At 36.4% G+C, this 16,048-nt stretch carries 11 protein-coding genes, 3 pseudogenes and 2 riboswitches; all 14 genes and pseudogenes read right to left on the reverse strand.

Annotated features, from left to right (window positions below; genetic code table 11):
* A pseudogene (locus tag CEF18_RS26575) lies at nt 1-351 on the reverse strand (IS110 family transposase); the annotation flags it as partial.
* 272 nt (nt 352-623) lie between these two features.
* Complete coding sequence (locus tag CEF18_RS16915; protein ID WP_110937748.1) at nt 624-1,055, reverse strand: hypothetical protein; 432 nt, start codon at nt 1,053-1,055, stop codon at nt 624-626.
* A 143-nt stretch (nt 1,056-1,198) separates the two neighbouring features.
* A complete protein-coding gene (locus tag CEF18_RS16920) occupies nt 1,199-1,972 on the reverse strand; it encodes a TerC family protein (protein ID WP_110937749.1) in 774 nt (257 codons plus the stop codon).
* Nucleotides 1,973-2,364: 392 nt separating this feature from the next.
* Nucleotides 2,365-2,817: a DinB family protein gene (locus CEF18_RS16925; RefSeq protein WP_110937750.1), complete on the reverse strand. Its 453-nt coding sequence runs from the start codon at nt 2,815-2,817 to the stop codon at nt 2,365-2,367.
* 710 nt (nt 2,818-3,527) lie between these two features.
* Complete coding sequence (locus CEF18_RS16935; RefSeq protein ID WP_110938782.1) at nt 3,528-4,166, reverse strand: YdhK family protein; 639 nt, start codon at nt 4,164-4,166, stop codon at nt 3,528-3,530.
* Between the two features lie 124 nt (nt 4,167-4,290).
* Nucleotides 4,291-4,494 (reverse strand): annotated as a pseudogene (locus CEF18_RS16940) (CueP family metal-binding protein); the annotation flags it as partial.
* Nucleotides 4,495-4,938: 444 nt separating this feature from the next.
* On the reverse strand, nt 4,939-6,294 hold the full coding sequence (locus CEF18_RS16945; RefSeq protein ID WP_110937752.1) for a TrkH family potassium uptake protein: 1,356 nt from the start codon (nt 6,292-6,294) through the stop codon (nt 4,939-4,941).
* 49 nt (nt 6,295-6,343) lie between these two features.
* The gene (locus CEF18_RS16950) at nt 6,344-7,009 is read right to left on the reverse strand and encodes a potassium channel family protein (protein ID WP_110938783.1); all 666 of its coding nucleotides are present in this window, start codon (nt 7,007-7,009) and stop codon (nt 6,344-6,346) included.
* Between the two features lie 63 nt (nt 7,010-7,072).
* A riboswitch (cyclic di-AMP (ydaO/yuaA leader) is annotated at nt 7,073-7,227 on the reverse strand.
* Nucleotides 7,228-7,458: 231 nt separating this feature from the next.
* Nucleotides 7,459-8,112 carry an adenine nucleotide alpha hydrolase family protein gene (locus CEF18_RS16955; protein ID WP_110937753.1) on the reverse strand — a complete coding sequence of 218 codons (654 nt, stop codon included), beginning with the start codon at nt 8,110-8,112 and terminating at the stop codon, nt 7,459-7,461.
* Nucleotides 8,113-8,809: 697 nt separating this feature from the next.
* A pseudogene (gene ltrA / locus CEF18_RS16960) lies at nt 8,810-10,619 on the reverse strand (group II intron reverse transcriptase/maturase).
* An 888-nt stretch (nt 10,620-11,507) separates the two neighbouring features.
* Entirely contained in the window at nt 11,508-11,681 is a 174-nt protein-coding gene (locus CEF18_RS16965; RefSeq protein WP_110937754.1) for a serine protease, read from the reverse strand.
* A 17-nt stretch (nt 11,682-11,698) separates the two neighbouring features.
* Nucleotides 11,699-13,483, reverse strand: a complete 1,785-nt coding sequence (gene thiC, locus CEF18_RS16970; RefSeq protein WP_110937755.1) for a phosphomethylpyrimidine synthase ThiC — start codon at nt 13,481-13,483, stop codon at nt 11,699-11,701.
* 142 nt (nt 13,484-13,625) lie between these two features.
* Nucleotides 13,626-13,740: riboswitch (TPP riboswitch) on the reverse strand.
* A gap of 275 nt (nt 13,741-14,015) precedes the next feature.
* Complete coding sequence (locus tag CEF18_RS16975) at nt 14,016-14,135, reverse strand: YfhE family protein (protein WP_110937756.1); 120 nt, start codon at nt 14,133-14,135, stop codon at nt 14,016-14,018.
* 125 nt (nt 14,136-14,260) lie between these two features.
* Entirely contained in the window at nt 14,261-15,940 is a 1,680-nt protein-coding gene (locus tag CEF18_RS16980) for a methyl-accepting chemotaxis protein (RefSeq protein WP_110937757.1), read from the reverse strand.
* Nucleotides 15,941-16,048 lie beyond the last annotated feature (108 nt).

A 16,048-nucleotide genomic window follows, 5' to 3' on the forward strand; every position in this document is an offset into this window, starting at 1 on the left:
TTATACGAAAAGCTCACATAAATTATAAGCATCTATCGCATCGGTCTTTACCTTCCGTAAACTTGATTTTTTTGCTTGATAAGATAGTAACGGATTGACCATAATGTAGAGGTAATCATTCTCCTCTAAGAACTGAACAAGTGATGTGTGATAATGACCTGTGGATTCAAATATTACTGTGGGTCTAACCCCAGTTTCACCCTCCACTTCTATCAAAAAACGAAGTAAATTCTCTAAACCATTATTGTTGTGCAATACACTAAAGCTTTTTTTATAAGGTTTTCTATTATCTAAAAAGGCTTGTACTTCACTTTCTCCTTTTGAAACATCCAGACCAATTACTGGATTCATTCTATCTCTTCCTCTCCTGTTTACTTACCAGTACCCCTATAACCATCTCCTAGTATCATAGCTTCGCTTGTTATTCGGGATCATTGTCCCAACCAGCCTCAAACATGTTTCTATGAGTAGGGGGTGGACAGTTTAGTTGACGGGATCAATTGTCCCACGCACCCGTTCGTCCTACCCTGGCTACTGATATAATAGGTCCTATCAAAAAAAGATCAACCAGTAAAATCTGGTTAACCTTATAATACGAACGCACCCGTTAGCTGAATAAGAAATTAATTCAGATTTGTTTTTATATCATTTTTATAAATGTCCACTTTGTTCGCAGAAAATCTCAAAGATTGTGACTTTCCATTGATTGTAAGACTAATGTTAATAGATAAAGGCAAATCAATTTTTTTAACCATATCTTCTAAGGCATAATATTCGTCTTGTTTATCGCTATAAAAAACAACTGAACTAATTGATACCTCGTCGTCTTCAATATCAAGACTACACATCATTGGAAATTTATCACCATTATTTGTGGTTAATTCTCCTAATACAATTGAACCGTTTAACTCTTCTGTAAAGTTCTTTGTTTCAGATGGTCTTACCCACGTCTCGTCTTGTTCTTCATTTTCTTCTTCATCGAATGCCCATTCCCATATAGGGTTTTCTTTTAAGTCCTCAATGGTTAATTCATCAACTGGTTTGCTTTTTCTCATAAATTCATCCTCCATTTAATCCTCATACATTGAAAATTCTTCAAAACTAATATTAAATCCTTCTTCAACATAACTGCCCAATAGTAAAAAAGCGACTGCTGCTTGTTCTGCAATCGCTCTCCGTTAAATGAGTATGTTAACTTTTAGGATTTATCTTTTTGTAAAGACTTATTGCCAGGTGCAAACCAACCGAATAGGACAATACCGACTAATACTCCATAGAAGATCAGTGTCCAAGCGGTACTGTGAGGAAAATGATGATCTAAGACACCAATATCCTCATGGGCAAGGGTAATTACAGCCAGTTTGACACCGACCCAGGCAACAATTGCATATGCTGTTGTATCCAATGCTGGACGTTTTTTAAGAAGCTGCACAAACCAGGTTGCTGCAAACTTAATCAAGACAAGGCCAGCAATACCTCCAAGAAGAACAATAATAAACTGCCCTCCATCCATACCACCGAAATCCTCTAGCGGTGATTCTGGAAGACCAAGGGCAAGAGCAACCGCAGCTAGAATAGAATCAATTGCAAAAGCGAGGTCAGCTAATGCAATCTTCCCTACTGTGGGCCAGAAACCTTTACCGGCGGATTCCTTTTCGACGTCAATATGAATCTTCTTGTTTTTTTTCCCCAACCGTGCCTGAATGACATGCTTTAATCCTAGGTAAAGAAGGTAAGCAGCTCCTATCGCCTGTATCTGCCAGACGTCCGCAATAAAAGAAATTGCAAAAAGTGCAGCAAACCTGAAAGCAAAGGCCATAATGATTCCGTAATTTATAGCTCTTTTTTTCTGTTCTTCGGGTAGATGCTTGGCTATAACTGCTATTACAAGGGCATTGTCAGCCGATAACAATCCTTCCAATCCAATTAGAATTAACAATGCCCAAGCATATTCTATCCATATTGACTCCATCTACTTCTCCCCTATCTATAACTAAAATTTCATGTGAAAGTTTCGCTAACTATAGATTCTCCTATTAACCAACAGGTAATCCTAGAGAATAATACTAAAATTATTTATTCAGTTACTTCTCGGTACTCTAAATTTTCCTTTTTCCTACCCTGCCAGTTAGTTTACGTGAAAAAAATCCAAGGTTTCCCAATATCATATTAACAAAATTCTCCAATATAATTTCAAATTTTAAAGAACCTACTTCTTATACAATCTGGCCCTATTAACAAAGAAAGGGCGCAATCCTTATTACAGAATTGCGCCTGATTGTTGCAGATAGAATCGAAAGGAATTAGGTACTAAAAGCAGCTTGCTTGTTGAACTAACGGTACCGGTTTGTTGAAGAAGAATTTTTATTTATCGGGTAACATTTTTCGTATAATTTTCATCTGACCTCGGTGGTTAATTTCATCTTCAAAGGTATGGAACCATATAAAATAATTATTGGATAAATTATTATCCCAAATCGCTTCTTCATATAACCATTCATCATTTCTTTTTTTGAACTCTCCTAAAGTTCTATTGCGAACCTTTTCTAATTTCTCAATATAGAACTCAAGAGGTTTACCTTTAATCTGGTTTCTGCCTAAATCACCAAGTTGATAGGCAGCCCCCCATTCTTCACTTTCTTGTTTATTGGGCTTTCTCTTATCGAACAGCTCGATTTGAAATCCAAATTCAACAGCTGCCATATGTAACAGTAATGCACCGATTGAATTACCTTCCTTATTAGGCAAATAATCCAACTGTTCAACGTTTAATCCTGTAACCGCATTTAATGTCGTTAATCTTGCATAATTCATCATAGATACTAATTGTCCTATTTGTGGTGAATATCCGAATTTCTTCTATTTTGAATGTCTGACTAAATAAATTCATTTCTTTATCTCCCATCTCTAAATAAAGAATATAGCCGCAGCAACCTCATTTTTAAACTCTTGCACCTTTTTGTAGAAGAAGATTTTAATTAGTCAGCAGGTAATAAACAAATTTTACCTTTTGTCCATTCATTATAAATTCTTCATCACTTGCTTTTATGTACTTAAAGCCGTTTTTCTCTAAGACTATTTTCAGAGGCTATATTATTAGTTGTTGTCTTCGCCGAAACCTGTTTTATTCCTTGCTTGGTTCTTATAATTTCTAATAAAAGTTTCAATGTTGTGTTAGTAATTCATTTTCAAAATATTAGGAAGCTCTTCAATCATCTGCCCCTATACACAAGAAATGCCGCAACTCATATTACAGATTTGCGCCTGATTGTTGCAGATATAATCGATAGGAATTAACTAGCTTCTTGCACTAACGCGCCACATAGTTTAAGTGAAAATCTTCACAATCTCAACTACACTTTAAAACATAATCCAATCTCAAATCTATTACTCCAAAATTTTTCCCATTAGAAAAAGGAAGAATAACTTTTCGAATTAATAGCTAGCCACGAATAACAATAAGAAATCCCTTCACACCATTAGTGAAGGGATCTTTTTATTTACTAAGTTAAATTGTTTCTAATAATTTATTCGACTGGTGAAAGTTCGCTTTCTGTTACCCATTTATGATCTGTTACTTCTTGATCAGTTTCCGTATCCGTATAACTCACCATATATACTGTTGTTTGTTCAGCTGAATCAATAGTAGCCGTTGCTCCATCCATTCCTTCCATATGGTCCGCATTTAATACAACTTCATCTCCTGATTTAAAAGGTTCTTCACCAGCGTCTTCAAGTTCTTCGTGAATTACCCATTTGTGATCTTCCACTGGATCACCGCCTGTTGTCGGTGTATATGAAACCATATATACAGTAGTATCAAATGCACCAGTTATAGTTGCTACTGCACCATCCATACCTTCCATATGGTCCGCATTTATCGTTGCTTCACTACCAACTGGATATGTAGGATTTCCAGCCTCCACCAATCCTTCTGGAACTTCACCCGAACTGGAATGATCCATTCCTGTATGATCCATTTCTTCCATAGAATTAGAATCTTCTTCATCCATATTTCCCTTTGATTCTGTTCCTTCTTCATTAGCATTTTCAGTACCAGTATTGGCATCATCATTTGGAGTAGTTTCTTCATTTCCACCACAAGCCGTTAAAACCAGAGCTGTAATTAAAGCAAGCATCCCTATTATTAATTTATTTTTTTTCATTGCTACATTTCCTCCCATTTTCCTCATTAACTTCTCTCCTGGTATACCCCCCATTGAGTATTTTAAATCAATGTTGAACAAAAAAAACGATATATAATCGACTTTCAAATCTTTCTTATTGTTTCTACATCAACTGCATAGTTGTAATGCAAGTGTTTTCGCCCTCCAAAGTAGATAATTCTAATTCAGATATTTTTCCTTCATGCTTAATTTTAGCTCGATATGTTTTATCGCTTGCCAACCATAAATCGATAAATCCGTTAGATGGAGATTTAAATGTTTCGTCAATTATCACATTGCCTTCCATGTCTTCAATATAAACATCAAACTCTTCAAACTCCCCCCCCAATAGCAATTATAATGGGGTTGAAGGCTTGTACAACTAACGGGTTAGAGTTAGTTTAAGCGAAGTGTTTCACAATAGGTTACATATTCTATTAACACTTTAACATAAATTTCTTAATTCATTTTCAAAATCTTAGGAACTACTCTGCAACCATCTGGCCCTATACACAAAGAAAGGGCGCAATTCTTATAAAAGATTTGCGCCTGATTGCAGAAGAAGAATATTATATTTCTTTTTATGTCTTTATAATATAATCACAGCTTTAGGAAGACAATAAAGTAAAAACCCCTTGCAACCTCCTGAAATAACTATAATTTAAGTAATGTAATTCTAGCTCTTGCAGAAGTTAGTCAAGAAAATTCAAGCCTTATTCAACTACTAATCCTCTTGCCACTTAGCTTCAACCAATCAAGGAATACATACGAATTAGCCAATAATAACTTTCTCTTTTGGATAATGATATGGATCAACATAGGTCTTCCCTCGAATAATAAACAAGAAAGAGAAAATCCCTATCCTTCCAATAAACATTAGAAAAATAATGATTACTTTACCTGGGGTACTGAGTTCAGGTGTAATCCCCATAGATAAACCTGTAGTTCCAAAAGCAGAACTTACTTCATAGATTATATCGATCAATGGAAACGGTTCAATACTCGCTAATAAAATAATAGCTGAGCCCCAAAGCATAACCGCCACTGAGATAACAACAAAGGACTTTGTAATATCATCAACGTCTAATTCTCTTTTAAATACTTTTACTGATTGTTTCCCTCTAGCGAAGGAAAATATCGCTAAAATCGCAATCGCAAAGGTTGTTGTTCGAATTCCTCCACCTACACTACTCGGAGAAGCACCGATAAACATTAATGCACTTTGCACCATTTGTGTTGAAACGGTAAATTCACTCACGTCCATAGTGGCTAATCCGCCATTTCTCGTTGTGACTGACTGAAATAAGGCATAAAAAAACGTTTCATGCCAGGGTTTACCAGCAAAGAAATGATCTTTATCAAAATAATAAATTAAAAGGGTACCAATAATCATCAATATGAAGAAGGTGATCGTTGTGATTTTAGTAAATAATGAAAAACGAAACCTTCCATTCTCCTTTTTATGAGAAAACATTTCTTTCACTTCAAGTAATACAGGGAAACCGATAGCCCCAAAAATTAATAGGACTATATTTATCGTTTGTACATAGTAGTCTTTTGCAAAAGGAACCAATGATTCTCCTGTTATATCAAATCCTGCATTGGTTGCTGCACTTATCGACCCAAAAAAACCTTGTAAGAATGCCTCTTGCCAAGTTGGAAAGTAATTCAAAAAATAAACTCCAAGAAGAACCGTACCAATTGCCTCAATAATTAAAAATAACTTTAAAATTTGTAACATCAGTTTTACTAACCCTGAGAAAGTATCTCTGTTTTGATCCGTCATAATCAATTGTCGTTCGCGAACACCAATTTTTCGTTTAAAAAGCACCCAAATAAACGTTCCTAGCGTCATGATCCCAATTCCACCAAATTGAAGAATAAAAGCTAAAATAAAAACTCCTAGAACACTAAAAGTGTCTGCTGTGGAAACAACCGTTAGTCCCGTGACACTAACTGCACTGACCGCGGTAAATAGAGCATCAATAAACGTCCATTCTACATCTGGTTTTCGAGCAATTGGTAAACTGATTAGAATAGTAGATAATAAAACAGCCGAAAAATAAAAAATCACGATCATCTGGACAGATGATAATTTAATTAAATTAAATTTATTGGATTTAAACATATTTTCCCTCTCATTTGCAATTAGACTTTATTCGCTACTATTTTCAAAACTACATCGCCTTCTCTTCAAATTTTTTAATTTCTCTATTATGACCGATAACAATGAGCAATTCGCCCTTTGTTATTCGGTAACCAGGCTCAGGTGAAACATTAATTTCTTCGGCTTTTTTTATGGCTAATATGGTAATACCATACCTTGCTCTAATATCTAACTCAACGAGTGTCTTTCCATCAAGTTTTGAGGTAGCAACTAATTCCATGATGCTATAATCATCCGATAATTCGATAAAATCGATAACATTCTTATCGGAATATTTTTGCGCCACTCTTTTCCCCATATCTTTTTCTGGGTGAACAATATCATCTGCCCCAATTTTTTCGAGCACCTTATGATGGTAAATATTTTTTGCCTTGACACAGATATTTTTAATTCCTAACTCCTTTAACAATAGAGTGGTCAGAATACTCGCTTGAATGTCATCTCCGATCGAAACAAAGACGGTTTCAAAATTTCCAATACCTAAAGATCGGAGTGTTGCTTCATCCGTTGAATCGGCAACCAAAGTGTGTGTCGCAATATTTGAATATTCATTTACTCTGTGTTCATCCTTATCGATTCCAAGCACTTCATTACCTTGCTTTACAAGTTCTTCACATACACTGCCTCCAAACCGTCCAAGCCCGATGACAGCAAACTGTTTTCTCTTTGCCACGATGTTCATCTCCTTTTAACCACATGAAAAAAGACCATTCTTAAAGAAGGGTCTTCGAAATAGACCTTTCCCTCTTATAAAACGCTTACGAAGTTAGCTGTCGGGTTAGGGGCTGAGAGTACCCCATCTTTTAAGATTCACCCCAAGATAAATAGTATTGCTATTTATCAATAAATTGGTTCCTCCGCTTTGTTTTTACACAAATTCAGCGATTAAAAGGTATTTATTTTTTATGATACTACTAAGCGTAATTTACTCTTATACATTAATTTTGTCAATGTATATTCTATAGCACTTTCTTCTTGTGTGAAACTCCTTCAAAGTTTCCAGGGAAGTGAAAGATTTCCACTATCGATACTGCATTACGGGAATAATTCTTCGTATAATGTCATCCAAGAAAAATGATGAAGAGAATGCAACGAATTAGCACCTTACAGAAGTATTTCAAGTCATTATTTCACTATTTTCTTTATTGCATTACTCTGAACATCATCGACCTTTCCTTCACAAATGTTAATAAGATGGATGTTATCTTTGTCAATGGATTTAAATATTCCAGTTTCAAAATCAGTTTTTTGGTTAGGAAAGAAAATCCCTTCCATCACAGACTCAGATGAATTTTGATACGTTAAATAATACCCTTCTTCGTTTTGTGATAGGAAAGCATGAATTCCACTTTGGTACTCTGACTCTTCAACCATATTTTTACGATTTACTTCAATGATTGTCACATCTACATTCGTGAGTTTCTCTAATAATTCATTTACGACTGATCCGTGTATAAACATATCCCATTTACTTTGTATTGGCTGTCTAATCATGACATGATTACACTGATACTCTTCGGCTATTAAGGATATAATCGTACTTAATTTTCTTCCTTTTAACGGTTCTTCTATTCTTTTTACTCCGCACGTACGTTCCCAATCTTTGATAATTTCCTCTTGAGAAGTACGTTCAAATGTTCTTTGATTATCGGTTTCATCATAGAAAGTTAATAAATAACAAGTACCACCATAAGCTTTAGCAAGTAAGGTTCCCTTTTTAATTAGATTCTCTGCATTTTTATAATAGCGTAGACACACTAATACATCCTTATTCATCATCATCCACACACCTTTATTTAGAAGATATTTTTTGGTTGTGATACCTATTATCACTAAGCTAAGGCGAAAGTGATACGACATAACTGTCTATTTTTCACGCCCATTTAGTTCTGTTCTTAATGTTAATTCGGCAGCTATACTCCCGATTATAACTCGTATGTACACTTAATATTTTCCCCCATAATCCTTGACAATATGACTAATAAAACAAATCTGCAAAACGCCAATCACAATATTACCCAAAATTTTACAGTATTCATAATAGAAAAAGAAAATAGATTACATCTTACTACACTATCTCTAATAGTCGAAGGAGACATTCATTGTTTCGCTTTGATATTTTGGGATAGTAGTGGTAATACCCTTTATAAAAGGGGGGATTTTTGACGTGTTACTAATATTTGAATTAATGTAGATCGCAGTAAGGTCAGGAAATTAACGATAGTATTCATAATTGCCTTACACACAAAAAAAAGGCGCAATTCTTCTTACAGAATAGCACCTGATTGTTAAAGGTCATTGCAAAGCCTTATTGAAAAAAGCTACCCCGTTCTTCATACAGATAGGTAAGGGTTTGAAGTTATCGCTCCCTTTTCCCCCTGTTTGCACCGTATGTGCAACTTTCATTGCGTACGGGGCGCCAACTAATCCAATTCATTCTTTCCTATGTTTAATGAAGCTTTTTGTGGTTCCAATCTTAGATTGCTTGAAGTTTGCATTGTCTACGAAGTTCGTTAATCATTTCTTTTGTTTATGGTTCAGGTGTAACAACTGAAGTGTAGCTTTAATTTTAAGCTTATCCTTTAAATGGACAAGTCGGTGAATAGGTTGATATAGCACGATTAGATTCGAAAACCGATCATCTTTTGTGAGATGATAAGGTTCTTTATGATGACAATGCCAATCCGAAACACCAAGCTCCACCCTGTTACCGCACATCTGCCATTTTGGGCAATAAACTTACTAATGCGATTATCATTGTATTCAATCGTTCGATTTGGAATAAAGTTTGTCATTACATGATGAAGTACGTTTTTCTGAATCATTTTTAGGTTTTGGTGTATCTTTGTTCTGCCAACGGCAGTAAAGTTACAGGTATCTTGCGAAAAACACAAATTCATTTTATGCCGTTGGGCATAGATGGGGACAAATACCATGTCCTGTATCTTATAGAATTGTGGTCCATATCCTTTATAGCGTTTCTGTAACGTACTGGTCATATCCTTAAACTTGGCTTCTTTTCTAAGGTCTTTTAACCGATTATATAATGTCTTGCGAAGATGGAAGTTCAACTCGTTCAGATTATTTGTGATTTGGGTCGCCGCAGCGTAATAATTTTGTATACCCATTACCACGGTATTGAAATGCCAGACCGTTTCAGCACAAGGATTCTTGTGAATGGACTTTATACAGTCCTTTATTTTGGTTTTGGCATTCGTTTTTGCTTTTTTCGACATATTGGAATGAGCTATATAGCCCTTTCTTGTTTTACCTTTCCTTACAACTCGGAATGTAAATCCAAGAAATTCTGACGAATTTTTCTTTAAGTTTATAACCCTAGACTTTTCTTCACTTGTCTCAAGATTTAATCTTGTATAGAGAAAGTCCTTTATGGCGTAATTCATTCGAACAGCTTGAGAACGTGTACGACATAAGACCTTGAAATCATCCGCATAGCGGACGATATAACATTCTTTTAGGTTTGATTTCTTCAATGCTTGTGTTTTACCTCCTGTATATTTGTATGGATAATGGCTTTTAAATGATTCCCACTGATTACTCACCCACCAATCTAATTCGTTGAGCACAATATTGGATAAGAGAGGAGATAAGATGCCACCTTGCGGAGTTCCCTTCGTTGGAACTCCTTCTCCTTCAATCTCAGCCTTCAAGAGTTTTGATGTAATCGAGAGCACGGTCTTATCTTTTATGCCTAACGACCACATTTGTTTAAGTAATTTACTGTGGTTAACATTATCAAAGAAACCTTTAATATCTACATCTATACAGTGATAGAGTCCACTTAAATTTATGAGTGATTCCAATCTCGCTTTGGCGTGATGGGTGCTTCGATTCGGTCTAAAACCATAACTGTGTTTATAGAATCTCGCTTCACAAATGGGCTCTAAAACTTGTAACATACACTGTTGAAGAATTCTATCCCAAATCGTTGGGATTCCTAAAGGTCTGGTTTTTCCATTCGCTTTAGGAATGAAAACCCGTCTGACTTTTTCTGGCTTGTACGATTGAAGCATGTTCTGAACTTTACCAATGACTTCTTCTACCGACAAATGTTTGATATCCTCAATCGTCATTTTATTTGAACCTGCGGTTTTACTTCCAGTGTTTCTCTTGATATTTCGATAGGCAAGACGTATATTTTCATTCGAACGAATCACGTTCATTAAGTCATAGAAATTGTGACCATCGACACTTTGAGAGTAAAGATTATCTAAACAGTGTTGCATATTATAATACTCCGTGTGTCTCAGTTTCTTACGTTTCAACAAGTCGGTAAACTCCCTTGGGAGTTGAACCTCTTTTAGTCTTACGAGAACCTTATTAATCGATAAAGAACTGCCTTACATGGTTGAATGATTCTTCATTAGTCTAGTGGCTATCCCTCCATGTTGATTAGACATTTCATTGGTACTGTACCACCACTTTCACTGATATAAAGAAAAGTTATATAATAGCTATTTTCACTATTATTTTCCCTTTCAACGCTTCTTAAGAAGTAAGTCCTCCACGAATTATATCTATTATGGAATGAACTTAGGTGCTTCCTGTAAGCCTGTTAGCGTTTATATGCCTGTAACATATCATGGATTTTCATAATTGCTAGTCTTACTCATCCACTGCTAACTTCACCCTTAGTGATATACACATTTCTGTGTATTGCCAGTCTAGACCCGTATATTCAGAAGTTCGTCAGCTTAACCTTTACTTATAGGTTTCTTTGCATTCTCACCGTATTCATTCAACTCAAGCATCATGATTTACACCACTCCCGCGAGTAGGTTTTCGTCAGCCGGAACTGTTACGGTAAATTCTTATGCCTTTTCACCGAGCTTATAACACTATCAGTCTTACTAATTCAAGTGCTACTCGACTTAGAGAGAACCCTTCCGGGCGTTACCCCATCATTTGATTCTTCGATATAATCCTTCAATTCCATAAGGAATTGCCTAGCCTTTACCGAATTGATGTTACCATCATCCATTTAAACTAGAAACATTTCGCACAACAATCTGGCCCGTTTGCTGAACAAGAAAAATCCTACATATCAACTTTTTATCAAAATTTTAATGAATTATCGAACTTTATTTCAAAGCCGAAACAATCGGGCAATGAATAGAAAAAACTGACCTGTACTCAGGTCAGTTCTTTTACGTCTAGTAATATAAAACTTCCACTTTGTTACACTGAACACATTCTTTATATAACGGTCCATTCTTATACTCATGGTTACAGTTTTCTTGAATATCTTTTAAGCTTGACTCTAAAAAGGCCAGTTGCGTTTTCGATTGTTTAATTTCTTCTTCAATCTTTTCGACTTTCGCCTGCATAACGAACCTCCTTCGTCTTACTGGTAAACCCTACCACCGGATTTTTTAAATTCCTCTGCTTTGTCTTTCATGCCTTTTTCAATGTCTTCTTTTGTAAACAATTCATTCTCTTTCGCATAATTACGAATGTCTTGAGAAATTCTCATGCTGCAAAACTTTGGTCCGCACATCGAACAAAAATGAGCGATTTTTGCCCCTTCAGCAGGTAGCGTTTCATCATGGTACTCAATCGCTCTTTCAGGGTCTAAAGCAAGATTAAATTGATCTTTCCAACGGAACTCAAAACGAGCTTTTGACAAAGCATCATCTCTTTTTTGTGCTCCCGGATGTCCTTTGGCTAAATCAGCAGCATGTGCGGCAATTTTGTACGTAATGACCCCTTCGCGAACATCATCCTTATTCGGTAAACCTAAGTGCTCTTTTGGGGTGACATAACAAAGCATTGCTGTCCCATACCAGCCAATCATTGCCGCTCCGATCGCAGAGGTAATGTGATCATAACCTGGTGCAATATCTGTTGTTAACGGTCCAAGTGTATAAAAGGGAGCTTCTTCACAAACTTCCAATTGCTTCTCCATATTTTCTTTAATCAGATGCATTGGCACATGGCCTGGTCCTTCCACCATCACCTGGACATCGTGTTTCCAAGCCACCTTTGTCAATTCACCAAGCGTATCTAACTCTGCGAATTGCGCTTCATCGTTTGCGTCCGCAATTGACCCCGGTCGTAAGCCATCACCTAATGAAAAGGAGATATCATAAGCTTTCATAATTTCACAGATCTCTTCAAAATGAGTGTATAAAAAACTTTCTTGATGATGGTGCAAACACCATTGGGCCATAATCGAGCCACCACGAGAGACAATTCCGGTCAATCGTTTGACGGTCAGAGGAATGTAGCGTAATAGAACACCTGCATGGATCGTGAAATAATCGACTCCTTGCTCAGCTTGCTCAATCAATGTATCGCGATACACTTCCCAAGTAAGGTCCTCGGCGACCCCATCTACTTTTTCTAACGCCTGATAAATAGGTACTGTTCCAACAGGAACCGCTGAATTGCGAATAATCCATTCTCTCGTTGTATGAATGTCTTTTCCAGTTGATAAATCCATTATATTATCAGCGCCCCAACGAGTGGCCCACGTCATCTTTTCTACTTCTTTTTCTATAGAGGAGGAAACAGCTGAATTTCCAATATTGGCATTAATTTTGACGTGAAAATTACGACCAATAATCATTGGTTCAATTTCCGGATGATTGATGTTAGCAGGAATAATTGCACGCCCTAAAGCAACTTCCTCGCGGACAAACTCTGCATTTACATTTTCTCTTATCGCGATAAATTCCATTTCGGAAGTGATAATTCCTTGTCTCGCGTAGTGAAGCTGCGAGACATTTTCTCCTTGTTTTGCACGTAATACGTTTCTTTTTAAACCAGGGAATACTTTTTGCGTGGCCCTTGGATCATTAACATCTTTATAGCCATTATCTTCAGGTTTAATTTTACGAATTTCATACTCCTCCACATCACCACGCTCTTTAATCCAAGAACTTCGAACGGCAGGTATGCCTTTCGTTATGTCTACAGTATGACTCGGATCCGTATAAGGACCACTTGTGTCATAAACACGTACTGGTGCATTTTCTTCTTCCCCAAAAGTCCCTGTCGTTGGACTTAATTCAATCTCACGCATCGGAACCTTCAAATCGGATTTAGAACCAGTCACATAAACCTTTTTACTGTTTGAAAAATTAGACATAATAGAAATATTTTCTTCGTTGAATGATGCAGTCGACATCTAAATCTCTCCCTTTTTTAAAAAAATAGAGGACCAGACACAGACCACACCATGCGGAAAAGTTTATAAATATACATGAAAAAGCCGGGCCCATTATAAAATGGTGGACCCGGCTAATATGCATGCAGAAGTTAATTCGCAATGATAGTAATTCTAACTTCCCTACGCTGGTATGATCCAGATCAGGTCCAAAGAGTCAGGAAACTTTATCGTGTTTCCTTCTCAGCCCAACTTATTGGGCTCCCCTAGTTATTTCTATTCGATTACCCTCAGTATATAGAATTGTTCAGAAAAGTCAAACATAATTTAGGTTTATTCCCTGTTTCATCCAGTCATTAATTGAAAATACATGGCCTCTTTTATATGTACTTTGTTGTTTTATTAGTATGGGAGGTTGTTTGGAGGACTTACCGCTCAGCCTTGAAAACCGATAGTTTTATAAATTAACTTGATAAAAAGGGCACTGGAAAAATAAACCTTCACTTTTCCAGTACCCTTCATCATTCATGTATCTTTCAATCTAGTTAACCGATTATTTACTGTTTCCGGATCGGGCAGCTTTCTCTGCCTTTTTAAAATCTCTACTATAATGAACTTCCTGGGCGGAACTTAGTCCATTATTTCTTTTCGTTAACGTATGATGCAGTTCCATGATTCCATAACCCCTTTCAAATAGTGAGATAGTAATTCTTTTCCCACTCTGAAAAACAGATAAACATCAGACTTCACTAGAAATAGAACTATTCGCGTCGGCCACACTTATAAACCACCGAACAATTATTTCTCATATTTAAATGCTGAGATTTGTGCTGTTAATTGTTCTGCCATTTTAGAAAGATCAGTAGCCATATTATTCATTTCTTGCATCGCTGCACTTTGTTGTTCCATCGTAGCAGACAATTCTTCTGTACCAGCTGAAGATTGTTCCGTTACACTGGCAATGTTCTCTACATATTCCAAAGCACGGTTACTTCTTTCATTGATACTATTTGTAGAGGATGAAATCGCAACTATTCTTTCTGTTAATTGTTTAATATTGTCCGCAATATCAGTAAATGATTGACCGCTTCCCTCAATGACAGTCTCCCCTTGCTTTACTTCCGTAACAACTTCTTTCATATCTATCGTTGCTTGCTTTGATTCATTTTGAACGGCTTGAATAATTTCTTTAATTTCTTGCGTTGAATTGGTAGTGTCTTCCGCCAGTTTTCTAACCTCATCTGCCACCACCGCAAAACCTTTTCCGTGTTCACCTGCTCGTGCTGCTTCTATTGCTGCATTAAGCGCCAATAAATTTGTTTGTGAAGAAAGATTCTCGATCGCTTGAACAATCTCGGTAATACTATCTGATTTTGCACCTAAGCCTTCGATTGTTCCTGCTGTAGCAATTACTTTTTCTCTGATACGCTTCATCTGAGAAATAGAGTCTTTCACTCTTTCTTCTCCCTTCTTAGAGGATAATTCCGTATCTTTGGATGCTTTTTCCATGACCTTTAATTCTTCATTCATGCTAGCCATATCCGCGGATACTTGTTGAACAATATCTAATGTTTCTGCAGTATTCGTTGCTTGAGCACTTGCTCCCGACGCTATTTCTTGAGATGTCGCAGAAACTTGCTCACTTCCTTGTAACATTTCCTTTGAAGATGCAGACAATTCTTCACTAGAAGCAGAAACACTTTCAGAAATCTTTGAAGTCTGAATAATGAGGTTTCGGATACTTTCTCTCATAACATTCATATCGTTCGTCAATTGGCCAATTTCATCTTTCGATTTAACTTCAAGAGGCTCGGTTGTTAAATCCCCGTTAGCGATTTGTGTACTAAAGGCTTGAATCTCTTTTATTGGTCGGGTAATTTTTCTACCAATATAAAGAGCAATCAGTATACCAACGATCACAGAAACAAGTGATACAATAACCGAAACCCATAGAGAGACAGAAAATTGATTGGCTTGTTTTTGTTGTGCCGCTTGAACATCTTCTGCTGCAATTTCAATGATACGTGCAGTACTTGTTACAATCTCTTCTTCAGCCGCTCCTAAAGTATCTAGATTTACTTCTTCACCTGCTTGCACGGTTGGGATGACATCATTAGAAAAAGCCTCGTCTACTACAGTAAATTGAGTGAGGATATTATCAAAAAGCTGTTGTTTCTCTTCCGTATTCATAAATTTTTCCAACTCATCGAAGTATCCTTCTTGATCACTCATTAATTGTTCATAAATACCAATGAATTCTTCGCCCCCGAGAAAAGTATACAGTAACAAGTATCGAGATTTATCTCTGGAGATGCTTCTTATTTCAGAGGAAAGGTATTGTTCTGTATACGCCTCACTTACTTCCTCCGTCGTTCCTTGAATACTCGTTTGAAAATAACTAATAACCACCATACCAATGTAAAATAGCAATATTACCGCAAAAAAACCTAAAAACAATTTTGTCCCAATCTTCTTCATCGTGCATCCCCCATTAATTATCAGTCTATACTCTATATATCGACAGGATACGACAGATGATAAAGCTTTTGTAATAAAAGTTTTTATTTTTTACAGTCCTATTTGATT

The sequence above is a fragment of the Salipaludibacillus neizhouensis genome, from assembly GCF_002886185.1.
GTDB lineage: Bacteria > Bacillota > Bacilli > Bacillales > Salisediminibacteriaceae > Salipaludibacillus > Salipaludibacillus neizhouensis.